Annotated in this window: 18 protein-coding genes and 2 pseudogenes; 11 read left to right on the top strand and 9 right to left on the bottom strand. The window is 44.1% G+C overall.

Annotated elements, in window-relative coordinates; translation table 11 throughout:
* Positions 1-230 precede the first annotated feature (230 nt).
* Positions 231-2,237: a methyl-accepting chemotaxis protein gene (locus tag KUL49_RS11860; RefSeq protein WP_131137408.1), complete on the top strand. Its 2,007-nt coding sequence runs from the start codon at positions 231-233 to the stop codon at positions 2,235-2,237.
* Between the two features lie 98 nt (positions 2,238-2,335).
* On the opposite strand, the gene fldA is transcribed toward KUL49_RS11860, so the two are convergent.
* From fldA to KUL49_RS11835, 5 genes and pseudogenes are all read right to left on the bottom strand, one after another.
* Entirely contained in the window at positions 2,336-2,860 is a 525-nt protein-coding gene (fldA, locus tag KUL49_RS11855) for a flavodoxin FldA (RefSeq protein WP_014949739.1), read from the bottom strand.
* A 26-nt stretch (positions 2,861-2,886) separates the two neighbouring features.
* Positions 2,887-3,105 carry a DUF2788 domain-containing protein gene (locus KUL49_RS11850; protein WP_131137407.1) on the bottom strand — a complete coding sequence of 73 codons (219 nt, stop codon included), beginning with the start codon at positions 3,103-3,105 and terminating at the stop codon, positions 2,887-2,889.
* A gap of 124 nt (positions 3,106-3,229) precedes the next feature.
* On the bottom strand, positions 3,230-4,009 hold the full coding sequence (locus KUL49_RS11845; protein ID WP_131137406.1) for an alpha/beta fold hydrolase: 780 nt from the start codon (positions 4,007-4,009) through the stop codon (positions 3,230-3,232).
* Positions 4,010-4,091: 82 nt separating this feature from the next.
* Positions 4,092-4,487, bottom strand: a pseudogene (locus KUL49_RS11840) (H-NS family nucleoid-associated regulatory protein).
* Positions 4,488-4,609: 122 nt separating this feature from the next.
* Complete coding sequence (locus KUL49_RS11835) at positions 4,610-6,259, bottom strand: electron transfer flavoprotein-ubiquinone oxidoreductase (RefSeq protein WP_014976739.1); 1,650 nt, start codon at positions 6,257-6,259, stop codon at positions 4,610-4,612.
* 371 nt (positions 6,260-6,630) lie between these two features.
* Between KUL49_RS11835 and KUL49_RS11830 the strand changes: the two genes are divergently transcribed.
* On the top strand, positions 6,631-7,383 hold the full coding sequence (locus tag KUL49_RS11830) for an electron transfer flavoprotein subunit beta/FixA family protein (protein WP_131137405.1): 753 nt from the start codon (positions 6,631-6,633) through the stop codon (positions 7,381-7,383).
* A complete protein-coding gene (locus KUL49_RS11825) occupies positions 7,380-8,306 on the top strand; it encodes an electron transfer flavoprotein subunit alpha/FixB family protein (protein WP_131137404.1) in 927 nt (308 codons plus the stop codon). The genes KUL49_RS11830 and KUL49_RS11825 overlap by 4 nt, the downstream gene beginning before the upstream one ends.
* 120 nt (positions 8,307-8,426) lie before the next feature.
* Here the strand turns inward: KUL49_RS11825 and KUL49_RS11820 are convergent, their stop codons facing one another.
* On the bottom strand, positions 8,427-8,735 hold the full coding sequence (locus KUL49_RS11820; protein ID WP_014949733.1) for an isoamylase early set domain-containing protein: 309 nt from the start codon (positions 8,733-8,735) through the stop codon (positions 8,427-8,429).
* 380 nt (positions 8,736-9,115) lie between these two features.
* On the opposite strand from KUL49_RS11820, the gene KUL49_RS11815 reads away from it, so the two are divergent.
* The 4 genes from KUL49_RS11815 (at position 9,116) to KUL49_RS11800 (ending at position 16,202) form a co-directional block, all read left to right on the top strand.
* Positions 9,116-10,351: an efflux RND transporter periplasmic adaptor subunit gene (locus tag KUL49_RS11815; protein WP_131137403.1), complete on the top strand. Its 1,236-nt coding sequence runs from the start codon at positions 9,116-9,118 to the stop codon at positions 10,349-10,351.
* A complete protein-coding gene (locus tag KUL49_RS11810) occupies positions 10,348-13,482 on the top strand; it encodes an efflux RND transporter permease subunit (RefSeq protein WP_131137402.1) in 3,135 nt (1,044 codons plus the stop codon). Before KUL49_RS11815 ends, KUL49_RS11810 begins: the two co-directional genes overlap by 4 nt.
* A 47-nt stretch (positions 13,483-13,529) precedes the next feature.
* Complete coding sequence (locus tag KUL49_RS11805) at positions 13,530-15,692, top strand: prolyl oligopeptidase family protein (protein WP_131137401.1); 2,163 nt, start codon at positions 13,530-13,532, stop codon at positions 15,690-15,692.
* A 153-nt stretch (positions 15,693-15,845) separates the two neighbouring features.
* The gene (locus KUL49_RS11800; RefSeq protein ID WP_131137400.1) at positions 15,846-16,202 is read left to right on the top strand and encodes a hypothetical protein; all 357 of its coding nucleotides are present in this window, start codon (positions 15,846-15,848) and stop codon (positions 16,200-16,202) included.
* Between the two features lie 79 nt (positions 16,203-16,281).
* Here the strand turns inward: KUL49_RS11800 and KUL49_RS11795 are convergent, their stop codons facing one another.
* A complete protein-coding gene (locus KUL49_RS11795; protein WP_131137399.1) occupies positions 16,282-18,564 on the bottom strand; it encodes a TonB-dependent receptor in 2,283 nt (760 codons plus the stop codon).
* A gap of 262 nt (positions 18,565-18,826) precedes the next feature.
* Entirely contained in the window at positions 18,827-19,816 is a 990-nt protein-coding gene (locus KUL49_RS11790) for a GlxA family transcriptional regulator (RefSeq protein WP_131137398.1), read from the bottom strand.
* Positions 19,817-19,958: 142 nt separating this feature from the next.
* On the opposite strand from KUL49_RS11790, the gene KUL49_RS11785 reads away from it, so the two are divergent.
* From KUL49_RS11785 to KUL49_RS11770, 4 genes are all read left to right on the top strand, one after another.
* Complete coding sequence (locus KUL49_RS11785) at positions 19,959-21,761, top strand: acyl-CoA dehydrogenase (RefSeq protein ID WP_131137397.1); 1,803 nt, start codon at positions 19,959-19,961, stop codon at positions 21,759-21,761.
* A 77-nt stretch (positions 21,762-21,838) separates the two neighbouring features.
* Positions 21,839-22,606: an SDR family NAD(P)-dependent oxidoreductase gene (locus KUL49_RS11780; protein ID WP_131137396.1), complete on the top strand. Its 768-nt coding sequence runs from the start codon at positions 21,839-21,841 to the stop codon at positions 22,604-22,606.
* A gap of 76 nt (positions 22,607-22,682) precedes the next feature.
* Positions 22,683-23,444 (top strand): SDR family oxidoreductase, encoded by a 762-nt coding sequence (locus KUL49_RS11775; RefSeq protein WP_131137395.1) that lies wholly within the window; start codon positions 22,683-22,685, stop codon positions 23,442-23,444.
* 25 nt (positions 23,445-23,469) lie between these two features.
* Positions 23,470-23,928 carry a YaiI/YqxD family protein gene (locus KUL49_RS11770; RefSeq protein WP_014949724.1) on the top strand — a complete coding sequence of 153 codons (459 nt, stop codon included), beginning with the start codon at positions 23,470-23,472 and terminating at the stop codon, positions 23,926-23,928.
* A gap of 42 nt (positions 23,929-23,970) precedes the next feature.
* Here the strand turns inward: KUL49_RS11770 and KUL49_RS20915 are convergent.
* Positions 23,971-24,252: pseudogene (locus KUL49_RS20915) on the bottom strand (transposase); the annotation flags it as partial.

Genomic DNA, 24,252 nt, shown 5'->3' with positions numbered 1-24,252 from the left:
TGTTTTCTCGCTGAAAATTTATCCATTGCACTGGTGCGATAAAAATTGTTACTTCGATACAGCCCGCATGGTGTCTGGCCTGACCAGATTGTAAGTGTAAGATTTATCTAACAAATGTGCAAAATAAATAAAACTTTTGATGCATTGAATTAACATCCTGTTAAACTAAACTTAAAAAGGCGATACAACCCTTTTTATTTTTTGGCATGGTTTTTTTGGTGGAAGTGCCCATGCAGTTAACAATTATAAATAAAATCACGTTAGGCTTTGGCTTATTCGGCTGCTTATTATTACTTACCAGTATTCTTTCCTATTTTGGTCTTAGCGGAATAAAAGATTCTGCACAAGACGTTGTAGAGCAAAAGATGCCAGTTCAGACCAGCATGGTAAAAGTAAAGACTGAGATCCTATCTTTATCAGTGATTACTGCCAACGGATATCATGTCGAAAATAGAGAAGAGCTGGTCGCAAACAAAGAGACGTTTGATACTTTATCTTCCGCATTCTCTGACGACTTGTCTCGTTTAAACTCACTTATGCCAAATAACGCGGTAGCCAGTAACGCTGTCGACGTTAGTCTAGCCTACGTTAATAGTAGTAACGACATGTATACCGCTATCAACGAGCGAATGAATATCGAGAAGGCTCTTGCTGCACAGCTTGAAAAAGTCTTAATGACGGCTGATGAGGCTAGTGCGTTAATGCTAGATCTTTCCTATTTAGAGGGAAATAACCCCAGCATTGAAACGCTAATTGGTGCGGGCACTGCAATAGACAATAAATTGCTCACAATGAATGATTCATTCATTGAACTGGCTGAAACCGATAACGCTACGCAAAGTGCCAATATTATTGAAGATTTAGAATACCAATTGAGTAATTTGCAGGTAGATAAAGACTATGTAAATCGCTTGGCCACAGGGGTAGATGATGGCGGTACGATAGCTTCTTTTAACGAACAGTATGGTTTACTGATGGAAGCGGTAAACGGCACAAATGGATTAATTGCTTTGCAGCGACAAAAACTTTCTGAAGTAGACAAAGCGGCGAAAGCTCAGAAGGAAGCAAAAGAAGCGTTAGAAACCGCACTTGCCGACATTAATACTTTGTTTGACGCTGTCCAGAAGCAATCTCTTGATGGGCAGAACGCCATTCTTGAATCTGTTCAGGCCAACCTTGTGCGCAATATCATTGTCGCGGCACTGGGCTTGGTTGCTGCAATATTTTTAGCGGTTATTGTAACCCGTAGTATTTCCAAGCCCCTTGGCCGTATCAATAAAGGCTTAAGTCAGCTAAGTAAAGGGGATTTAAGCACCAAATTGCCTCAAGAGGGCAATGACGAGTTTTCTGCCCTTTCCGCAAAAGTGAACAGCCTAACCGATAGTTTACGAGAGCTAGTGGGCAATATATTAGAGCAAGAAAAACGCCTTATAGACATTACAAAAGAAAGCGTAGAGCTGGGTAATAAGAGCTTATCTGAGGTAGACAAGCAACGTGAGCAAGTAACGGTAACGTCTACGAATACAAAACACGTACAGGAAAAAAGCCGCAGCAACCTCGCCCAAATTAATGAAGCAATGGACGCCCTACGCGATATAACAAAGCAAAGTACAGACATTGGTCAATTGGTACAAAAAAGCAGTCAGCAGGTGGGTAATCAAGCCAAACAGGCGGAGTCTTCGGCGCAGATCATTAATCGTTTGGACGACAACTCTCGCAATATTGGCAGTATCTTAGACGTGATTAAAACGATTGCAGAGCAAACCAACTTGTTAGCATTGAATGCAGCCATTGAAGCTGCAAGAGCTGGTGAACAAGGTAGAGGCTTTGCGGTTGTTGCGGATGAAGTGCGAACGCTAGCTAACCGCACCCATGACTCTACGGAAGAAATTGAGCAGATGATTGGGAACTTACAAAAAGATGCTGCGCAGGCAGTAAAAGCGATTAATGCAGGGCGCGAACAAGCGCAAGAAGGGGTGGAAATTACCCAGCAAGTATCTCAACAAGTAGAGAGTATTAGAGAAATCATTGAGCGGTTAAGCGATATTAACGAACACATTGTGGCCGATACCGAACAACAAGATGTTTTACTTGGTGATGTTGCGAAAAGTTTGAACCGCATAGTTGCACTAGCCGACTCCAGTGCGCAAAGCACGCGCCAGTCGAACGAGTCGACAATGTTGTTGGACGCGCAAACTGAGAGCTTGAGAAAAGCAGTAGAGCGGTTTCACCTGTAATCGCTGAATTAGCGTAACTGACAGCAGGCGCTGCTGATTAAATATTAAAAAAAACCGCTCATCAGAGCGGTTTTTTGTATTCTTTTTCGCAGTTGTGCTTAAGCAAGTTCGGCCAAGCAAAGTTCATCGTGAATTTGCTTACACCACGCTTTAACGCGCGAGTCAGTTAGTTCTGGTTGACGGTCTTCGTCAATACCCAAGCCAACAAAGTGATTGTCGTCAGCCATGCCTTTAGACGCTTCAAAGTCGTAGCCTTCAGTTGACCATTGACCTACTAAAATCGCACCTTTGGCTTCAACGATGTCACGTACCATGCCCATCGCGTCTAGGAAGTACTCTGCATAGTCTTCCTGGTCTCCACAACCAAAAATAGCAACTAGCTTGTCGTTGAAGTCAATTTGCTCTAGTTCAGGAAAGAAATCATCCCAATCGCATTGCGCTTCACCGTAGTACCACGTAGGGATACCAAAGATAAGCAAATCAAATTCAGCGATGTCTTCTTTACTGCTCTTGGCAATGTCTTTAACATCAATTAGCTGTTTACCCAATTCCTTCTGGATCATTTTCGCAACATGTTCGGTATTACCCGTGTCACTTCCGAAAAATAGGCCAACGCTTGCCATATCTAACCTCTATTAATCGTTACTAATTAAACGCCTGTGCTTAGCCAAAACCATTCAATAATGCCCTTCGCAAGAAACCCTAATGCGCCTAAACCTAGCACACCGTACGTTACCACTCGTCCAATAAGTGGCACATTGTTCTTACGCAGTACATCGTGTACAGCAAAACCCATCAATCCAAAAAGGATAGATAAGCCGCCATACAGCATGATGGACTCAATGAGTTCGTAATTTTCTGCAAGCATAGTGTTGTTACTTAAAAAAATCTGGCGCAACTATATCACAGTATATACGCCTGTAAGAGCCTAAAACGTTCAAAAATAGGTAATAATAGTCATTCTCATCTTAAATGATGATGAAAATCCTTCTTTAAGACGATTTATTGAGCGTTCTTTCTACAACGGCGTTAAAGACCGCTGGCTTTTCTGCATGTAACCAGTGGCCAGTACCTTCTATTACATGTGCTTTAGCCTTGGGGAAATAACGCGTTATTTCATCGCGATAGGCTGGCGTAATATAATCAGACTCACTGCCCTTGATGAATAAGGTTACGCCATCAAATGTTTGATTTGTTTGTTCCCAATCAATAATGTGAGAATAACTGGCAATTAATCCATCGACATTAAAACGCCATTTCCAATCGCCATTTTCATCTTGATATAGGCTCTTCAATAAGAATTGTCGAACGCCTGGCTCTTTCACATGTTTAACCATTTCTTTTTCAGCATCTTTTCTACTTTGAATTGCATTTAAAGGAACGGCCTTGAGCCCATCAAATACGGATTGGTGGCTATGGTCGTAAGATACTGGTGCAATATCGGCGACAATGAGGTGAGAAACAACGTCGCCGTGGTTTAAGGCTAATCTCATGGCTACTTTGCCGCCTAATGAGTGGCCTAAAACCGCGCTTTCTCTAATATTAAGCGATTGCATAATCTCGAACACCCCATTTGCAGCATCGTCGACAGAAAATGAAGATGTCCACGGGGATTCACCGTGGTCAGGCAGGTCAATGCTGATCACATTGTAATTAGACTCAAAGTGGCGCTTAATGCTGGCTAAATTATCGGCATTTCCAAATAGTCCATGAATGAGAATCAGCCAGGGAGAGGTAGAAGCGCATTCCGAAAGTTTGTAGTTCAACTTCACAATATACTTATCCGTTTCTGAACATGCTGTTCAAACAAAATAAGGCCTGTAAAAACAGGCCTTGTTTAATTCACAATTTCAATTAATTAATGGCGTAATCGTCGAGTGACTTACCGCTATCTAGCGCTTCTTTATAAACGCGAGGCATGCGTCCTATACCTGTCCAAAGGTGTTCTTCACCCTTGCTATCAACAAGCTTGTATTTAACCGGACGTTTTTTGCCAACCTTTTTGTTTTTTCTACATTTAATGCCTGTAGATCTTCAACATTTAAACCCGCTTCTTCCATTTGCTTTTTAATAGCAGCGAGCTTCTCTAATTTTTCTTTCTCAAGCTTTTCTTGTTCTACTAATTTTCTTTCTTTTCTCAATTATACCGCTAAGTTTTTCTTGAACTTGTTCAAGTTCTTCAATGCTTAATTCCTTAACAGCACCTTGTAAACGTCTTCCATGGGTTAAAATATCTAAAAAATCGCTCATTAATTAACCTTAATACGTTGTACTTAATTTCTATTGGATAATAAATAAAAGTAGCACAAAAAAAAAGCGAGCCAAGCTCGCTTTTTAAAAATATCCGTTAAATAGCAAATTAATACTTTAAATTACATGTTAGGGTAATTTGGACCGCCGGCACCTTCCGGAACTACCCATTTAATATTTTGACTTGGGTCTTTTATGTCACAGGTTTTACAGTGAACACAGTTTTGTGCATTAATTTGGAAACGTTTTTCACCTTCTTCTTCAATTACTTCATATACCCCGGCAGGGCAGTAACGCTGTGCTGGCTCTGCAAATTTAGGTAAATTAACCTGCAAAGGAATAGACGGATCTTTTAATTTTAAGTGGCAAGGCTGGTCTTCTTCGTGATTTGTATTAGATAGAAATACAGAAGACAATTTATCAAAGCTTAACACGCCATCTGGCTTAGGATATGAAATCTCTTTTGCATCTTTCGCTTCTTTAAGCTGTGCGTAGTCTTTATGTTCGTCTTTCATGGTGAAAAACAAATTACCATTAAAGATATTTTGCTCTAGCGTGTTAAATGCGCCACCCCAGAAATTTCCGAGTTTGTGGATAGCGGGGCCAAAGTTACGAGAGCGGAACAATTCGTCGTATAGCCACGATGATTTAAATTTCTCTGTAAAGCTTGTTAACTCTTTTACTGGTGCCTCAGCATTTTCTGAAATGGCTTCAAAAATACTCTCTGCTGCAAGCATGCCCGACTTCATGGCCGTGTGATTACCTTTAATTTTGGCAAAGTTTAGCGTTCCGGCTTCACAGCCGACGAGTAAACCACCTGGGAAGGTCATTTTAGGCAACGAGTTAAACCCACCTTTAGCGATAGCTCTTGCGCCATAAGAGACACGTTTACCGCCTTCAAGGTACTGTTTAAATACGGGGTGGTGCTTTAAGCGTTGAAATTCATCAAACGGGCTTAGGTATGGATTGTCGTAGTTTAGGTCTACGATTAGCCCAACGAACACTTGGTTATCTTCAGCGTGGTACAAATAGCTACCGCCTGTTGCATCGTCAAGTGGCCAGCCGGCACTGTGAACCACAAGTCCTGGCTGGTGCTTAGATGGGTCTATATCCCAAATTTCTTTAAAGCCAATGGCATAATGTTGCGGTGAACTGTCTTCGTCCAGCTTAAAGTGCGAAATGAGGTCTTTCCCTAAGTGACCGCGACAGCCTTCTGCAAACACTGTGTATTTAGCGCGTAGCTCCATACCTGGCATGTAGCCGTCTTTAGGTTCCCCGTTTTCACCCACGCCCATGTCGCCGGTAAGTACACCGCCAACACTGCCATCTTCATTGTAAATAACTTCAGAGGCCGCAAAGCCAGGGAATACTTCAACACCTAGTTGTTCAGCTTGTTCTGCCAACCAGCGACACACATTACCCATAGACACAATATAGTTGCCATCGTTGTGCATGGTTTTCGGGGTAATAGCGTTTGGTAACTTTTTCGCTGAAGTCTCATCATTAAGTAGGTAAATGTGGTCTTCAGTTACGGGTGTATTGAGAGGTGCGCCTTTTTCTTTCCAATCAGGGAAAAGTTCGTTTAGTGAGCGCGGCTCAAAAACGGCACCAGAAAGAATGTGTGCACCTACCTCGGAGCCTTTTTCGACCACACAAACCATTAGCTCTTGGTCTTTTTCATTTGCAAGCTGCATAAGCTTACAAGCCGTTGATAATCCAGCTGGGCCGGCACCGACGATGACTACGTCAAACTCCATCGATTCTCGTTCCACGGGAGGCTCCTTATGTTTGTATTTTTATAATGCACTATTGATGAAACAAATAATGCTTTGTGTCAAAAACATGTAAATTAATTGTCGTTTTGCAAGGTAATGCAGGTTGACGTTTACGTCAACAGTAAGTACATTGCAAAGCAGTTTACGTTAACGTTAACTGGCAGTGTATTATAACTGCTCGTAAACGTGGTGTTAACGGCGTTTTAAGGCTAGCCTTTAAAAAACGTACGTTCCACGGATTCTTTTTTAACGTAGAGCACATTGTTAAAGTTTCAAAAAGCGTGGTGAAGTAATACGTTTTTAATTATTAATAGTTAATTATTAATGAAACGTAATAGACACCGACGAACTCAACAATTGAGGTAAATATGAAAATACTCGTACCGGTCAAACGCGCGATCGACTACAACGTTAAGGTAAGAGTGAAGGCCGATGAGTCTGGCGTAGATCTTACCAACGCAAAAATGGCCATTAACCCTTTTTGCGAAATTGCTGTTGAAGAAGCCGTTCGATTAAAAGAAAAAGGTGTGGCCACTGAAATCGTTGTTGTTTCAATTGGTGATAAGAGCTGCCAAGAACAAATACGTACAGCACTAGCCCTAGGTGCTGACCGTGGTATTCAAATCGATACCGACCAAAATCTTGATTCACTTCAAGTGGCGAAGCTGTTATCTAAAGTAGTTGAAGAAGAGCAACCACAGCTTGTTATTCTTGGTAAGCAGAGTATCGACTCTGATAATAACCAAACGGGACAGATGCTTGCAGCACTTTCTGGTATGCCGCAGGGGACTTTTGCGTCAGAAGTCGTTGTTGACGGCGAAAAAGTAAATGTAACCCGTGAAATTGACGGCGGTCTTCAAACTGTTGCACTTTCGCTTCCAGCGGTAGTAACTACAGATCTTCGCTTGAACGAGCCGCGCTATGCATCGCTTCCTAATATCATGAAAGCAAAACGCAAACCGTTAGACGTTAAAGCGGCTGCGGATTTTGGTGTTTCACTTGACTCAAACGTTAAGGTGCTAAAAGTGACGCCTCCGCCTCAGCGCGAGGGTGGCATTAAAGTGGCAGATGTTGCTGAGTTGGTAGACAAGTTAAAAAATGAAGCAAAGGTGATCTCATGAGCGTACTCGTATATGCAGAACACGATAATGCAAGCTTAAAGACTGAAACGCATAAGCTTGTGAATGCCGCGCAGAAAATGGGTGGCGATATTCACGTGCTAGTCGCAGGTGAAGGTTGCCAAGCAGTAGCTGAAGCTGCGGCGCAAATTGATGGTGTTGCAAAAGTACTTGTTGCTGACAATGCTGCTTACAAGCATCAGCTTGCTGAGAATACGGCTGATCTAGTAGTAGAACTTGCTGCTGACTACAGCCACATTGTTGCTGCTGCAACCACTACAGGTAAGAACTTCATGCCTCGCGTAGCGGCTTTATTAGACGTAGCGCAAATCTCTGACATCATTGGTGTAGAGAGTGAAGACACGTTTGTACGCCCAATTTACGCAGGTAACGCTATTGCTACCGTACAATCATCTGACGCGAAGAAGGTCATTACTGTACGAGCTGCATCATTTGATGCTGCAACAACAGGCGGCAGCGCAGAAGTTGCAGCAGTGGACGTTGTAAAAGGCAGTGATAAGTCTGATTTCGTATCGGCAGAGCTGACTGAGTCTGAGCGACCTGAATTAACTGCAGCAGAAGTGGTAATTTCAGGTGGCCGTGGTATGCAAAACGGTGACAACTTCAAGCTTCTTGAGGGCATTGCTGACAAGCTAGGTGCTGCTATTGGTGCATCACGCGCCGCAGTAGATGCTGGGTTCGTTCCGAATGATATGCAGGTAGGTCAAACAGGTAAAATTGTTGCGCCTCAGCTTTATATCGCGGTAGGTATCTCGGGCGCTATTCAACACCTTGCAGGTATGAAAGACTCTAAAGTCATTGTTGCTATCAACAAAGATGAGGAAGCGCCAATTTTCCAGGTTGCAGACTACGGGTTAGTATGCGACTTGTTTGATGTACTTCCAGAGCTGGAAAATTCGTTGTAAATCGAATTTTAAGGTTTAGCAAAATGAAGATAAAGGCTGCGTATACGCAGCCTTTTTTGTAGGGAATCGTTATAAAATACCTAGAGTAGTTACGGGTATGTTTTTTAATGGAACAATAATTTAAACGCGCACCACTGAGTTGTCTTCTATGCTCACAGGTGAGGGAATATAAGCATCTGCTTCCCAATCGTTTTCCCATTTTTCACCATCAATGAGATAGCGAAACTGGTACTCGTGATCCTTCTCTAAATCCACCGTTAACGTGAAGTCTCCACTTTTCAGTTTCTTCATCGTTAGTGGCTGTGATTTCCAGTCAGTAAAGTCACCACACAACGCTGCTTCTTTGGCGTCTTGCGCCGCTTCCGCATTTAGTCGAAATGTCACTTTGCACAGAGGTTTTGATTTAAGGTATTGTTTCTTAAGACTCATAATGTGTTTTCCCTTCAACGTAGCGAAATCATTCCCGAGGCTACTTCGCATTAAAGACTAAGCTCAAATAACAACCGCCGGTTAACTCATAACCAATGAGTGATTAAATAATCAACGAAAATCTGATAATTATCAATCTTACTTTGTATTCTTTTGATAATTTTTTATATTAGGGCGGCTGATTTTTATGTGTATTTTAAAAACAATTAACAGACACAAAATTTAACAATCTTAGGTGGGCACAATAACCACAAATCAGTACACTAGTGTTGAAACAATAATAATAGATTTTCGTGGGTTATCAGGTGGTATGTGAAAGTGCAATACATCGTTGCGTCCGTTTCACTCGCGTGGATTTCCTTCGTTCCTAGGGATAGTAAATGAAAAACTCCATCTTGATGAAAAGTGGCATTCCACTAATCATAGTTTTGGTCGCGTTTATCGCCGCGACAATCATGATCAAATCACGTAAGCCACCAGAGCAAGTACCCGTGGAAATTCCTGCATTTTTGGTTGAAGCGAAAGAAGCAACAGCAGAGGCCGTGAGCTTTATCGTAAAATCTCAGGGTAACGTTGTTCCACGAAATAAAACTGCGTTAAGTGCGCAGGTCAGTGGCCAAGTAGTGAGTTTGTCTGATGTATTTATAGCTGGCGGTACGTTCAAAAAAGGGGATGTGCTGGCAACACTTGAACAAGATGATTATCGCACGGATCTTAAGCTTGCAGAGGCTGAATTAGCTCAAGCGCAAGCAGCGCTTCAAGAAGAAATAGCTCGCGGCAAAGTAGCAGAGCAAGAATGGCGATCGGTAAGTAGCGTTGCACCGCCTGAGTTGGGTTTACGTAAGCCGCAACTGGCAAAAGAACAAGCAAACGTTAAAGCTGCAGAAGCCAAACTAGAGCGCGCAAAACGCAACTTGGCAAGAACGCAAATTACAGCCCCTTATAATGGCATTGTGGTTGAACGTAATATTGACCTGGGTCAGTTTGTATCGACGGGCGCAGTACTTGGTACCGTTTACTCCACCGATACTGCAGAAGTCAGGCTGCCTATTACTGACAGCGACTTAATGTTTATCAATATTGCAGGACAATCCAATGACGGCGCTCCGGTTTCGTTAACGGCCTCTGTGGGCGGTGTGAAACGTACTTGGGAAGGTAAACTGGTGCGTTCAGAAGGTATCTTAGATACGGGCAGCCGAGTAGTATATGCCATTGTAGAAGTACAAGATCCTTACAATCTGAAATCTTCACATAATGCCCCCCTTCGTTTTGGTCAGTTTGTAGAAGCAGAAATCACGTCTCGTCAGAATGAAGAATTGGTGGTGTTGCCTCGTAGCATTTTACGTTTAGACAATACCGTACTGACTGTTAACGACAATCGTGAGATTGAAATAAAGCCTGTTGAGGTTGCGCGTACTACCGCTAAAGAAGTGTTTATTCGTTCTGGTATTGAGCATGGAAGCCTGGTAGTGAGAAGTGCCGTACCAAACCCGTATAATGGCATGAAAGTTCGTCTACCAGGTGATGAGCCAGTGCTATCTGATGCCGCTGAATCGGATGCTAGCGAAGATAACGATAAAGTAGAGAGCACGTCCACGGAAGGTGATAGCGAATGAGCCGTATTGATACCAATAAGGGGCTTATTGCCTGGTTCGCGCGTAACAGCGTAGCTGCAAACCTTCTGATGTGGTTGCTTGTAGTTGGCGGATTATTTGGTGCCTTCAGTATTCAGAAGCAAGTATTTCCCAATTTCGAGATAGACGTTATTAACGTTCGCGTACCGTATTTAGGGGCCGCACCTCAGGAAGTAGAAGAGGGCGTACTGCTTAAAATTGAAGAGTCAATTAAAGACCTAGAGGGTATTAAGCAGCTTAATTCCACAGCAGTTGAAGGTATGGGTACGGTAAGTATTCAGGTGGAAGAAGACTATGATGTTCAATCTTTACTTGATGAAGTAAAAGTACAAGTCGACGCTATTCCGAGCTTCCCCGCAGACACTGAAAAGCCCGTTATTTACCGTCAAAAAATACAACAAGACGTAATTTGGCTCTCGGTTTACGGCGAAGCGTCTGAACGGGAGTTAAAAGAGTTTGCCAAAGATTTGCGCGACGACATTGCTAACCTACCTGGTATTTCAAGTGTTCAAGTTGTTGGGGCAAGGGACTATGAGATTTCCGTTGAGCTTTCGGAAGTTGATTTGCAAAAATACAACCTTACATTCGCCGATGTCGTTGCTCGTTTAAGTCAAACCAGCGTCGACTTACCTGGCGGCTCAATTCGCACTGAAAATGGCGATATTCTGCTTAGAACAAAAGGGCAAGCCTATACAGGCTGGGATTTCTCGCAGATTGTTTTAGTAACAAACGGTAACGGCACGCGCGTGACATTAGGTGATGTGGCGTATATCAACGATGGTTTTATTGAAAATAACCAATATGCGCTATTCGACGATAAACCCGCTGTTAGTTTGCGAGTGCGTGCGGTAGGTGATCAAAACGCATTAGAAATCTCTGAGCAAGTTAATACCTATATTGAGAGTCAGAAATCGGAATTTCCGGCGCATATTACAGCTGATACGTGGGGCGACAGTTCGTTCTACTTAGCTGACCGACTCAACATGATGCTGGAAAACATGTTCTTCGGCGCGCTGCTGGTTTTCTTGGTACTTTCTTTGTTTTTAAAAATTAAGCTCGCGTTTTGGGTCATTGTGGGCTTGCCGGTTTGTTTTCTTGGCACCTTGTTAGTTATGCCGCTAGATATGGTTGGCGTGTCTATCAACATGCTTAGCCTGTTCGCGTTTATTCTTGTGCTGGGTATTGTGGTTGACGACGCCATTATCATGGGGGAATCGGCGTATTCTGAAATAGACAAAAAAGGCCATAGCGCTGAAAACGTGATAGCGGGCGTCAAAAAGGTCGCTATGCCAGCGACATTTGGCGTGTTGACAACCATTGCAGCATTCTCGCCCATGCTGATGGTATCTGGGCCGTTTGGAATTATTTGGAAAACCATCGGTATGGTGGTTATCGTATGCCTTATTTTCTCGCTCATTGAGTCCAAACTAATATTGCCGGCTCACTTGGTACACATGAAGCTTAAGCCTTACGATCCTGAAAAGGCGAATAGATTTCAAAAGTTCCGAGATTTCTTCAGCGAAGGTATTAAGACGTTTATAAACAATAAATACGCGCCATTTTTGGCTACAGCTGTACGAAATCGCTACACCACGGTTGCTGTGTTTATGGCTATGCTGATCCTCACAGTAGGCCTGTTCGGTGGTGGTATTGTACGTTTTGTATTTTTCCCGAATATTCCTAGCGATTTTATGATTGCAAGTTTCGAGCTTGAGCCAGGCTCATCGCTTGAACAGCGTGATAATGTACTGACTACGCTTCGCGAGGCCATGCACCGCATGGACGACAAAGTAGCTGAAGAGTCGGGTGAAAACGTTATAAAGCACGCCATTGCCTTTGATAACGGCAATCTTGGGGGCGAGATTTTCGCAGAGCTCACCAAAGGTGAAACGCGAACGCTGACAGACTTTGAAATTCAAGACATGTGGCGTCAAGAGTTACCAGAAATCCCAGGTGTTAAGTCGTTTAATATTAGCTCTCCGGGTGGCCCTGGTGGTGGTTCAGACCTGAGCTTTGAATTTAGCTCAAGCGATATTAAGGCCCTTCGTTCGATAAGTGATGAACTTAAAGAAGCGTTGGATAAATACGAAGGTGTTACCGACATTAACGACACCTTCTCAGGCGGAAGCGAAGAAATTCAACTCGCGCTGAAACCTCAGGCTGATGCGCTAGGTATTTCTTTGCGTGATTTAGGTCAGCAGGTTCGCTTTGGTTTCTATGGTGCGGAAGTTCAGCGTATCCAGCGTGACGATGAAGAAATCAAAGTGATGGTGCGTTATCCGAAAACGGAACGTAGCTCTATAGAGCACCTTGAAAACATGCGTATCCGCGCGCCAAATGGGCAAGAAATTCCATTTGAGCAGGTGGCGACATTTACAGTTGGTCAGGGCTTTGATTCAATTATTCGTGTCGATGGTAAACGCTCGGTAACCGTAACTGGTGCAGTGGATAAAGCGTTGCTTGACCCGTCAGAAGTAACCAATGATGTGATTGAAAATCTGATGCCGGATCTACTAGCGCGGTATCCCAAGGTGGACTTCCAGCTTCAAGGTAACTCGAAAGAGCAGGCTGACGCTATGATCAGCCTAATGCAGGGGCTTCTATTTGCACTCTTTGCCATTTATACCTTGCTTGCTATTCCGCTTAAATCGTACAGCCAGCCGTTCATCATTATGTCGGTTATACCTTTTGGTATCGTAGGCGCCATTGTGGGGCATTTGGTATTAGGTATGGCGGTAAGCGTACTTTCTATCTGCGGCATAATTGCGTTGTCTGGGGTGGTAGTTAACGACAGCTTGATCATGGTGGATTTCGTTAACCGTGCGCGCAAAGAAGGCATGTCGCTAATGGATGCTGCTATTAGCGCAGGTACTCAGCGTTTCAGAGCAATTATCCTCACCTCACTAACAACGTTTATGGGGCTTATGCCAATTGTTTTTGAGCGCAGTTTACAGGCTCAAGTTGTGATCCCAATGGCTATTTCATTGGCCTTCGGTATTTTGTTCGCCACGGTGATCACCTTGCTGCTTGTCCCAGCGCTGTACCTTATTTTAAATGACCTTAAAAGCGTGTTTAAAGGTCGAAAACATACGCAAGTTACGACAGAAAGCTAAATAGAAAATGCCGGTTGAAACCGGCATTTTTCGTTTAAGGAATAAAAATGAAGAAAAATCTAATATACGCTGCCATAGTAGCGGCATCAGCAGGTTTAACCTTGGCGTGTACAAGCTCGTATACCGAATCTACTAGTTCAGTGCAAGGTGAATCACAAAGCGGCGGCATGCCAAAAGTGTCCGACTATCCAGAAACCAAAACTGTGACTCAGCAAGACAACTATCATGGCACTGTAGTGAGCGACCCATACCGCTGGCTAGAAGAAGAAAAGAGCGAAGAGGTAAGTGCTTGGGTTGAGTCTCAAAACACCCTTGCTCGTCCTTACCTGGCTGAATTGCCCTCTAGAGAAAGATACAAAGAACGTCTAACAGCGCTGTGGGACTACGAAAAATACTCAACGCCATATATGGTAAACGGCAAGCTGTTTTATTCTTATAACGACGGCTTGCAAAACCAATATGTGCTTTATATGGCTGACGGCGTTAACGGTGAGCCTGAAGTACTGATTGACCCAAATACTTTGAGTGAAGATGGCACAGTGTCTATGGCGTCAACTGAACTAAGCCCCAAAGCCTCGTTCTTGGCCTACATGCTTTCTGACGGTGGTACTGACTGGAAAACTATTCACGTTCGTGACACCAGTAAGAAGTCGGATTTAACTGACACTATTAAAGGCATTAAGTTTTCAAATATCGCGTGGTTGCCAGATGAAAGCGGCTTTTTCTATTCACGTTACCCCCAAAATGAAGCTGGTAAGTATGATGATAGCCAAACCGTATCTATCTATTTTCACGCAATAGGTACAGTGCAAAGTGAAGACAAAAAGGTTTTTGCGTTTGACAATAAACCTACATGGAACCCTTATCCTTCGGTTGTTCAAGATGGCAAAACACTGCTCATTTCTGTGTTCGAGGGATATCAGGCGAATGGTGTTTATGCTAAATCGCTGGTAAATGATGACAGTGAGCTCGTTTCGGTTTTCGACAAATGGGATGGCCGTTACGACCTAATTGGCGAGCATGACGACGAGTTATTTTTCACATCTACAGCAAATGCCCCTACAGGTAAGGTTATTAAGGTTGATTTCGATGGTGGCGTTAAAGCAACGAAAACCGTAATTGAAAGTACATCTGATACCTTGTCGAGCGTTTCACTTTTGGGTGAAAAACTTTTTGCTCAGTATCTAAAAGATGTAAAAGGGCAGGTAAGTGTATTTGATTTAAACGGCAAGAAAATAGATGAAATTGCGTTTAATGATATTGGAAGTGTTAGCGGGTTTTACGGAAGCAAAAATGCCGATACAACGTTCTATAAACTTACGGGATTCACAAATCCTGGCCAAGTATTTGCGTACGACGTAAAAAGCGGCGAGTCATCATTATTTAAATCCATCGATACAGGTGTTAATTATGATGACTACGAAACAAAGCAAATTTTTTACACCAGTAAAGATGGAACAAAAGTTCCCATGTTTATCGTGCATAAAAAAGGCTTGAAGCTAGATGGAAATAATAAAACGTTACTGTACGGGTATGGTGGTTTTAATATTTCACTGCTGCCCCGCTATTCAGTATCGCGCATGGTATGGGTAGAGCAGGGCAATGTACTGGCCATAGCTAACTTACGTGGTGGTGGTGAGTATGGGCAACAGTGGCACAAGGCTGGGACTAAGTTAGATAAGCAAAACGTATTTGATGACTTTATCGCCGCGGGCGAGTATTTGGTTGAAAGTGGCTACACCACGCCTGAGAAAATGGGTATCCAAGGTGGCTCGAATGGCGGTTTGCTTGTTGGTGCGACCTTAACACAGCGCCCGGATCTCTTCTCTGCTGCCTTACCTGCAGTCGGCGTGTTAGATATGCTTCGCTATCACACACCTAGTGCAAATGCGCGAGCATGGTCCTCTGATTATGGGTTAAGTGAAAACAAAGACGAATTTGAAGCGCTTTATGCTTATTCGCCACTTCACAACACTAAGCCGGGCACGTGCTACCCAGCTACATTAGTTACTACCGGTGATCACGATGACCGTGTTGTGCCGTGGCACAGCTATAAATTTGCAGCCCAACTACAGGCTGACCAAAGCTGTGATAACCCAGTTCTGCTTCGTGTTGAAACTCGAGCTGGTCACGGTGCGGGTACGCCAACATGGATGCAAATAGAAGGGTATGCCGACCAGTGGGCCTTTTTGGAATCCGCTCTCAACTAGCGCATATATACTGCTATCAAATAGAAGCCGCTTTAAAAAGCGGCTTTTTTGTTTGCATTTTAAACAAATGAACATATACTGTATAAATATCAGTATGGTTTATTTTGAGTCTAATCTTGGTTCGCTAAAAAGCGCAACGTTTAGGAGATAGTTATGCAAACAGGCATTAAAGCGGTTGATCAGCTTATTTCAAAACACGGCATTATGGCAGAATTCGGATCAGACACGTTTCAACGCCGTAGCCGCTTGACTGGGGGCGACGAGCGCGCAAATGGGTTGCCTTTCTGTATGTATCAAAAGGTGGTACATGCCCCTTTGTCTCATCAATTTACCGTGCATCACTTTTATATGCCGGGTAATAAGGGGAAATTAGCGAGCTTTTTGTTTAATGAAAAAGGGCAGTTAATTGAGCAGGTCTACTACCAGAAAGTAGCGCGATGGGTGACGGTGTGTAGGAAATTACAGCAGCTTGTGCAAATGCCTACATCTGATATTCATATGGCGGCGTAACAGATAAAAAAAGCGGTAGCTGAAATACAGCTACCGCTTTGTGTTATGTAATACGTTTTATTAGTAACTCAATAAAAATTTAGTAAAAGCTCTTTCTAAATTCGATACCGAATACGCGAGGTTGGTTATCGATCGCAGTCAAGTTGTTAAAATCGATTGCTCCTCGAAGGTTTTCCTCATCAGTGATGTTTCGACCAAACAAAGCCACAGTGTATTCGTGATCAAAGTTTTCATAACCTAAACGAAGGCCACCTTCAAACTGACCGTCTGTTTGGAACTCAACAGCGTCGTATAGGAAGATGTTTGTTTCACCTTGCCAAGCCCAATCAGTAAATGCGAAGAACTCACCTGAATCGCCCATTGGGATTGAATACCTTGCTGTAAATACAAAAGTTTGCTCTGGCGCTTGAGGGAATGGGTTTCCATCAACAGCAGCAAAACCATCAACAAGCTCATCAGTCACAGTGCATTGACCAGAACCACAAGGCGCTACTAACAAGTTAGGATCATCTATTTCAGTATCGTTGAAGCTATAGCCAGCAGTTAACAAAATGTTATCTGTTGCAAGCCACTTAACGTCAAACTCAAAACCTTTGCCAGTGCCTCTATCAGCATTGATAAGCTGAGTTAGATTGTCAGCACCACCAATTGCAGTAAATTGCATGTCATCGATGCTGTAATAGTAAACTGCACCGTTGAAGCGTAGGGTGTCGTCAAGTAAATCGGCTTTAAAGCCAATTTCAAAAGAGTCCATAACCTCTGATTCAGCTACAGATGGTGCTGAGCCAAATGCTGCATCTCGGCCTTGAATTGAAGGGCCACGGAAACCGTGCGCGTAGCGAGCATAAACGCTTACTTCACTGTTCAGTTTGTGGTTAAGGCTTAAATCACCGCTAATGCGTTGGTCGTCAACCGTGATTGGGTCAAACGGTACAGACGCAGTGCCGTTAGTGTCAAAAAGCTTCTTCTCGTCGTCAGTATAACGGATACCAGCTACAAGTGTAGTCTCGTCGTTAAACTTGTATTCAGCTTGGCCGAATACCGCCCACAGTGAGCTCTCGTGAGTCACTGTAGCGATGGTGAAACCTGGGTCTGTAGTTACGTCGAACTCAGATTCAAACAAGAAAATACCTGTTTGCCAAGTAAAGTCGCCTTTATCACTGCTTGCGAGTCGAATCTCTTGCGTAACCTGCTGAAGGTCATCAAGGAAGTCAGTGGTATCAGAGCCGAATGGAATAAAACCAGGGAACGATGTTACTGGCGTATCACCAACACCATCAAAGTCTGTATCTGCAAGGTAGTCAACAGAGGTGATACCGTCAGGCACCGCGGTTCCTTGAGGAACAATAGCACCACCATCGATGTCACCACGACTGCTTCCGTCAGCTTGCTCGTACGACGTAATTGACGTTAGCGTCATTCCGCCGCTTAAGAAGAAATCTAGCGTTAATGAAAGGCCTTCGTTCGTATATTTTTGACGATTGCCAGCACCACCATCGTAATACACTTTATCGCGATCGTAGTTTTGATTGAACTCGTTAGAGCCAGTAGTAAGTGCATTGCCTCTAAAAATAGTAGATGTGCCGTCAAGATCTCGGCCGTGAACAGAAAGCAATGCAGTCATGTCGAAGCTGGTTGGCTCCCACAATAGTTGACCTCTCCAAGCCAGTTCTTCGTATTCGCCTAGAGCGTCAGATTCGCCAGTGAAACCATTATCGATCCAGTTATCTCTGTTTTGAGAAAGTAAAGAGAAACGACCGGATAATTCGTCGGTAAGCCCACCGCTGATTGCTGCTTCTGCGTTAAATGTACCTAAGTTGCCTACGCTTACTTCAGTGAAAGCTTCGAAGTCTTGAGTGGGTTTGTTCGAATCAAACTTCACAATACCCGCTGTGGTGTTACGACCGAAAAGTGTGCCTTGTGGACCACGAAGTACTTCAACTTGTGATACGTCAAAAAGAGGGAAGCTTTTTAGGATTACGTTTTCTTTAACAACGCCATCCATCATGATTGCAACAGGCTGAGATGCTGCTAAGTCGAAGTCGGTGTTTCCGAGACCGCGAATGTAGAAACGCGGAGCAACACGACCATTAGAAGATTCCGCATACAAACCAGGTACACGTGTAGCAAGCTCAAGAATGTCACCACCGCCTGAGAAAAGGCTTTCAAACTGTTCGCCGCTTAGCGTAGAGATTGAGATTGGAACTTCCTGAATTGACTGAGTACGCTTTTGCGCAGTAACAGTAATTTGTTCAAGTGAGGCTTCTTTTTTTTCTGTCGTCGCGGCCTCTTGTGCAAGAACTGAAGAGCTGAACGCAGCACTAACGGCTAACGCTAGTGTGGCGATTTTGTGTGTTCTCATGTTTCCACCAAGATGATTTTAAATTTATACTTTTGTAGTGTTTTTAGCACAAAAAATAACAATCTATGCTTGGCGCTGCATTTTACACAAACTTTTACATAAAAACTTCAAATTTGTGCAAACCAAGGCGTTTTTCATCGAAAATGCACAATATTAGTTAGATTGAATGTAACTAAAAAGCCTGTGTGCACAGGCATGGAACATCAAACTTAATAGAGAGATATTTTTTGGTGCAAGTAGTCTACTAACCATCTAAATCAAATTAGCCTCGCTTAAATTTCGCTCGGTATTGAGAAGGTGATAAACCGGTCGTTTTTTTAAATAGTCGAGTGAACGAGCTAAGGTCTTCATAGCCTACAGCGCTAATCACGCTCTCTAACGGCATACTAAAGGTTTCTAAGAGCTTTCTCGCGTGCTCAATGCGCAGCGACTGTAAATACTGACCTGGCGTAATATCACACGCGTTTTTAAATCGGCGTATAAGTGTGCGTTCGGTCATATTATGCCGTAGCGCTAGTTCGCTTAGCGTACATTTATTTTGTACGTTCTTTTCCAAAAAAGACTGCACCGCTTTAATGTCCTTGTCTGAGTGAAATCGTCGCTGACGACTGCTGGCGTAAATAGTTTGGCTTGTTCTGGACACATCCAAAACGTGGGATTTTGCCGTATCGCTCGCAATCTGATGACCACAGTAGCGTTCTATCAACAAGATAGATAAATCAATCCACGCCATGCCGCCGCCTGCACAAAACACCGTATCGTCTTCAGTAACCATCTTCTCGGGTTGTAAGTTTACGGTAGGGTACATGGTCTTAAATTTATCTGCATAACCCCAATGTGTAGTGGCAATTTTATTGTCCAATAATTCGGATTGGGCCAAAAGGAAAGTGCCGGTGCAATTGGCCGCAATGTCGGCCCCCATTTTCTGAAGACGCCTTAAATGTACAAGCAGAGGCGCTGTGCTTTCTAGCACTTCATCAATATCACCACCAATGGTGGGAATTAACAAGACATCAGTATGTGAGACTTCTTCGATGGCGATATTGGGCTGCAGAACAACTTGATTAGAGCAAAGAATAGGCTGCCCATGGTGACTGGCCAACTGTACTTTAAACTGAGGGTTGGTTGGTAAGTTGTGTATTCGCTGCCAACTAATACCTGCGAAAGCAAATACATCGAGGGCTCCTGTAATGGCAGATGCCAAGGCTTGGTTAAAGCCGAGTACGGTAACGGTGAACTTCGTGTCATTCATAAAAATAATTCGAGTTATAAAATAAGATAAAACTCAGTGATTGTTGGCGTGATTGACCATTATTGTGTCATTAATGACAATGATGGCACGATAACGAATATGACACAATGTGTTAACAAGTTTTCGTAGAGGACAGGACACCATGGCCGATCAACTTATTCCCCGCCGTGAAATGCAATTTCAGCTGTACGAAGTATTAAACACCGCAGCCTTATGTGAAAAAGCTCGCTTCGAAGAGCACAATGTAGAAACCTTCAACGCTGTTATTGATATGGCCGAGAAGATGGCAGAAGAGTTATTTCTTCCTCATAATGCCGTTGCTGATAAAAACGAGCCTACATTCGATGGCACTAAAGTCTCTATGATTGACGACGTAAAAGTGGCCTTCGATACTTATAGAGAATCGGGCTTTATCGCGGGTCACTTCGATTTTGAAGATGGCGGTATGCAGCTTCCTGTTACCGTGATGAATGCCTGCGCGGGCTATTTTTTAGCGGCAAACCCATCGTCAACCGCTTACCCTTTCTTAACTGCGGCGGCCGCCAATGTCATTAAACACTTTGCCTCCGAAGATATCAAAGGTGCGTTTCTATCAAAAATGCTAGCGGGTGACTTCACTGGAACCATGGCACTTACCGAGCCCCATGCCGGTTCGTCACTTGCTGATATTCGTACATCAGCAAGGCCGCAAGATGATGGTACGTACCGAATCAAAGGCAGCAAGATTTATATCTCAGGTGGTGAGCATGAGCTTTCTGACAACATCGTACATTTGGTGTTGGCGAAAATTCCAGGTGGTCCAGCTGGTGTAAAAGGCATTTCCTTATTTGCTGTACCTAAATACCGTCTCGACGCTGAAGGCAATCCAGATGTGCGCAACGATGTAACCCTTGCTGGTCTTATCCATAAAATGGGCTACCGAGGTACAACTTCAACCGCACTAACTTTTGGCGAAAATGGTGACTGCCACGGCTACCTGATTGGCGAGCCGCACCAGGGTTTGCGCTACATGTTCATGATGATGAACGAAGCACGCATTGGCGTGGGCTATGGTGCTGCCATGATAGGGTATCGCGGGTACCGTTACTCACTAGAATACGCAAAAGATCGTACCCAAGGTCGCGCTGCGCCTAATCTTGCGCCAGAAGACGAGCCTACACCTATTATCAATCACGGTGACGTGCGACGTATGTTGCTAGCGCAAAAGGCCTACTGTGAAGGCGGTATGTCCCTCTGCTTGTACGGCAGCATGCTCATCGATGAGATGGAAACGGAAACTGACAGCGAAAAACGTACCGAACTTTCTCAGCTTTTAGATCTTTTAACACCCGTGTTCAAAGCATGGCCTTCAGAGTTTGGCCCTAAAGCCAACGATTTGGCAATTCAAATTCTAGGTGGTGCGGGCTATACCCGTGAATATCCTGTTGAGCAGTGCTGGCGCGATAACCGCTTAAACCCAATTCATGAGGGCACGAATGGTATTCAGGCGTTAGACCTGCTGGGAAGAAAGTTATGGCAGCACGACGGCAAAGGCCTTCAGGTGCTGCTTTCTCGTGTAACAAGCGATATGAAGCGCGCAGAAACGCCCAGAGCACAGGCGCTAGCTGCAAAATTAAAACCATACTTAGACCAGCTTGGCGGTTTAATACAACAAGCTGCGGCCGACCTGCGCTCTGATAAACAGCCTGTTTTACTAACTAACGCGAGCTGCTTTTTAAATATCTTTTCAAGTTGTGTGGTGAGCTGGATTTGGCTGCGCCAGGCAAATGTTGCCGAACAAGCACTCGCGAATGGGGCTGGCGAGCAAGACGTTGACTTTTATGAAGGTAAGTTATCAGCAGCTGAATACTTCTTAAATTGGGAGTTACCGCTAGTCAGTCGCGATATTGAGGTGCTTTCTTCACGCGAGGCGACGTGTAACAACGTAAAAGCGAGTTATTTTTAATCATTCAAAACAAAGAGCATGCGCAGTGACTTTTATTTAACAGCGTTGCGCTTGTTCACGAAATTGGAGTACAGCTAATGAATGTAGCTGCAAATGTTGAAGGTAAACATATTCTTATTACTGGTGGAGGCTCGGGGATCGGCGCTGCATCGGCTCGCGTATTGAGTGCGCGTGGTGCAACAGTAGGCATTGCCGACTTAAACGAAGGTAATGCCAAAACATTGGCTGAAGAAATTGTTGCCTCAGGTGGCAAAGCCTATGCGGTGGCGGTGGATGTTACCGAACCGGCTCAGGTCAAAGCGATGTTCGACACGGCGCTTTCTCATAATGACAAGATTGACGTAATTATTAATAACGCGGGTATCGACCATTTTCCAGCTCCGCTAACTGAAGTCGATGACGCCATGTTTATGAAGAATATTCAGGTCAACTTAGCTGGCGTGTGGTATTGCATGAAAAACGCCCTTAAGCATATGACGACGACAGGCGATGGTCACATCATCAATATTGCCTCTGTAGCTGGATTGCGGTCTGCGCCTATGATTAGTGCTTACAGCGCTTCAAAACATGGGGTAGTGGGGCTTACTAAATCGGCGGCAGTGGAATACGCAAGGGCGAACATTCGCATTAACGCTGTTTGTCCAAGCTTTGTAGATACTCCTATGGTGCAAGGCGTTTTATCAAAATTGGATGAAAGAGGCCAAAAAGGGCTTATTGGCGCCAATCCAATGAAGCGTTTGGGTAAACCAGAAGAGATTGCTAATGCCATTGCTTGGTTGTGTAGTGATGAGTCGTCATTCATGACGGGTCAGTCAGTAGTACTCGACGGTGGTATGTTGGCCTAGAGCAGGCACCGCAACAAGCGTTAATAAGAGAAATTAAGCACACAGCACTTTATCAGCAAGAATTAAGGATATGACAATGAAGAACCTTTTTGATTTAACAGGAAAAGTGGCACTGGTTACAGGTGCAAGTCGCGGTATCGGTGAGTCTATTGCCCGTTTGCTTGCCCAGTATGGCGCGCATGTAATTGTATCAAGCCGCAAAATTGACGGCTGTGAAGCCGTGGCTTCTTCAATTCGTGACGCAGGTGGTAAGGCGACAGCGCTAGCGTGTCATGTGGGTGAAATGGAGCAAATTACAGAAGCATTTAATGTCATTAAACGCGATTTTGGAAAACTGGATATTTTAGTAAACAACGCGGCAGCCAATCCTTACTTTGGGCATATCTTAGATACAGACCTTGGCGCCTACAATAAAACTGTAGACGTCAATATTCGTGGCTACTTCTTCATGTCGATTGAAGCTGGCAAAATGATGAAAGAGCAGAGTGGTGGCGTCATTCTCAACACGGCATCGGTAAATGGCGTAACACCGGGCGACATGCAGGGTATTTACTCTATTACGAAAGCTGCGGTCATCAGCATGACTAAGTCATTTGCGAAAGAGTGCGGTAGCTTGAACATTCGCGTAAACGCATTATTGCCAGGTTTAACCGATACTAAATTTGCGTCAGCGTTAACAACTAACGAGCAAATCTTGAAGCACGCGCTTAAAGTTATTCCACTAGGCCGTGTCGCTGACCCAGATGAAATGGCGGGCACGGTATTGTACTTAGTATCAGACGCTTCAACCTACACGACCGGCACGACAGTGGTGGTAGATGGTGGTATGCTAGCGTAAATAGATACAGTTACGAGATACGACCATGCATATATGGGTTGACGCCGACGCGTGCCCTGCAGTGATCAAAGACATTCTTTTTAAGGCAGCCAGACGTACCAAGCTGCCTTTGTCTTTGGTGGCTAACCATTCCATGTCTGTTCCACCAGACAAGCACATAACCTTAACGCAAGTGCCGTCAGGCTTCGATGCCGCTGACGATTATATAGTAGAGAAGTGTGAAGCGGGTGACTTGGTGATTACCAATGACATTCCATTGGCCGCTGATGTACTGGCAAAAAATGCGCTAGCATTAAATAATCGTGGTGAAGAATACGATAAGTCGTCTATTAAGCAGATACTGGGCATGCGGGATTTCATGGAAACCATGCGCTCAAGCGGCGAACACACAGGCGGTCCAAAAGCCTTCTCCCAACGTGACAAACAAAACTTCGCCAACGCACTAGACCGACTCCTCACCCAAGGCCTCCGCAACCTCAAATAAAACAATGGGGTCAGAGTCTGAGGGATCCCCACGAATTTAATTTCATATGCCTCCGGCCCAGGCTGCGTCAACTATGGAGCTGTACCATTTGAGCGCAGCTTTCCACTGTCGCATAGTAAATCGTATTCGACAAGCGACAGCCCTGAGTCCAAGGTAATGGAATGACAACACGCTTCTGGTTTCGGTATTAGCTTGGAAGCGCCGATGCTTATTCGATGAGACGAGCACCATACCCAGTAATATAGCTACGAGTGACGCTAACGTCGTCAGCAATACCAGTATTGTTAGACGCTGCTCTTTCACGCTTTTATTCTGCTCATAGGC

The organism is Alteromonas sp. KUL17 (genome assembly GCF_006538305.1).
Classification (GTDB): domain Bacteria; phylum Pseudomonadota; class Gammaproteobacteria; order Enterobacterales; family Alteromonadaceae; genus Alteromonas; species Alteromonas macleodii.
The sequence above is the reverse complement of the archived record's forward strand: the minus strand, read 5'-3'. Positions and strand labels throughout refer to the sequence as shown.

Coding starts and splice junctions, on each gene's coding strand:
- KUL49_RS11860 (WP_131137408.1), top strand. CDS start 231: ATGCAGTTAACAATTATAAATAAAATCACGTTAGGCTTTGGCTTATTC.
- fldA (WP_014949739.1), bottom strand. CDS start 2,860: ATGGCAAGCGTTGGCCTATTTTTCGGAAGTGACACGGGTAATACCGAA.
- KUL49_RS11850 (WP_131137407.1), bottom strand. CDS start 3,105: ATGCTTGCAGAAAATTACGAACTCATTGAGTCCATCATGCTGTATGGC.
- KUL49_RS11830 (WP_131137405.1), top strand. CDS start 6,631: ATGAAAATACTCGTACCGGTCAAACGCGCGATCGACTACAACGTTAAG.
- KUL49_RS11825 (WP_131137404.1), top strand. CDS start 7,380: ATGAGCGTACTCGTATATGCAGAACACGATAATGCAAGCTTAAAGACT.
- KUL49_RS11820 (WP_014949733.1), bottom strand. CDS start 8,735: ATGAGTCTTAAGAAACAATACCTTAAATCAAAACCTCTGTGCAAAGTG.
- KUL49_RS11815 (WP_131137403.1), top strand. CDS start 9,116: ATGAAAAACTCCATCTTGATGAAAAGTGGCATTCCACTAATCATAGTT.
- KUL49_RS11810 (WP_131137402.1), top strand. CDS start 10,348: ATGAGCCGTATTGATACCAATAAGGGGCTTATTGCCTGGTTCGCGCGT.
- KUL49_RS11805 (WP_131137401.1), top strand. CDS start 13,530: ATGAAGAAAAATCTAATATACGCTGCCATAGTAGCGGCATCAGCAGGT.
- KUL49_RS11800 (WP_131137400.1), top strand. CDS start 15,846: ATGCAAACAGGCATTAAAGCGGTTGATCAGCTTATTTCAAAACACGGC.
- KUL49_RS11795 (WP_131137399.1), bottom strand. CDS start 18,564: ATGAGAACACACAAAATCGCCACACTAGCGTTAGCCGTTAGTGCTGCG.
- KUL49_RS11790 (WP_131137398.1), bottom strand. CDS start 19,816: ATGAATGACACGAAGTTCACCGTTACCGTACTCGGCTTTAACCAAGCC.
- KUL49_RS11785 (WP_131137397.1), top strand. CDS start 19,959: ATGGCCGATCAACTTATTCCCCGCCGTGAAATGCAATTTCAGCTGTAC.
- KUL49_RS11780 (WP_131137396.1), top strand. CDS start 21,839: ATGAATGTAGCTGCAAATGTTGAAGGTAAACATATTCTTATTACTGGT.
- KUL49_RS11775 (WP_131137395.1), top strand. CDS start 22,683: ATGAAGAACCTTTTTGATTTAACAGGAAAAGTGGCACTGGTTACAGGT.
- KUL49_RS11770 (WP_014949724.1), top strand. CDS start 23,470: ATGCATATATGGGTTGACGCCGACGCGTGCCCTGCAGTGATCAAAGAC.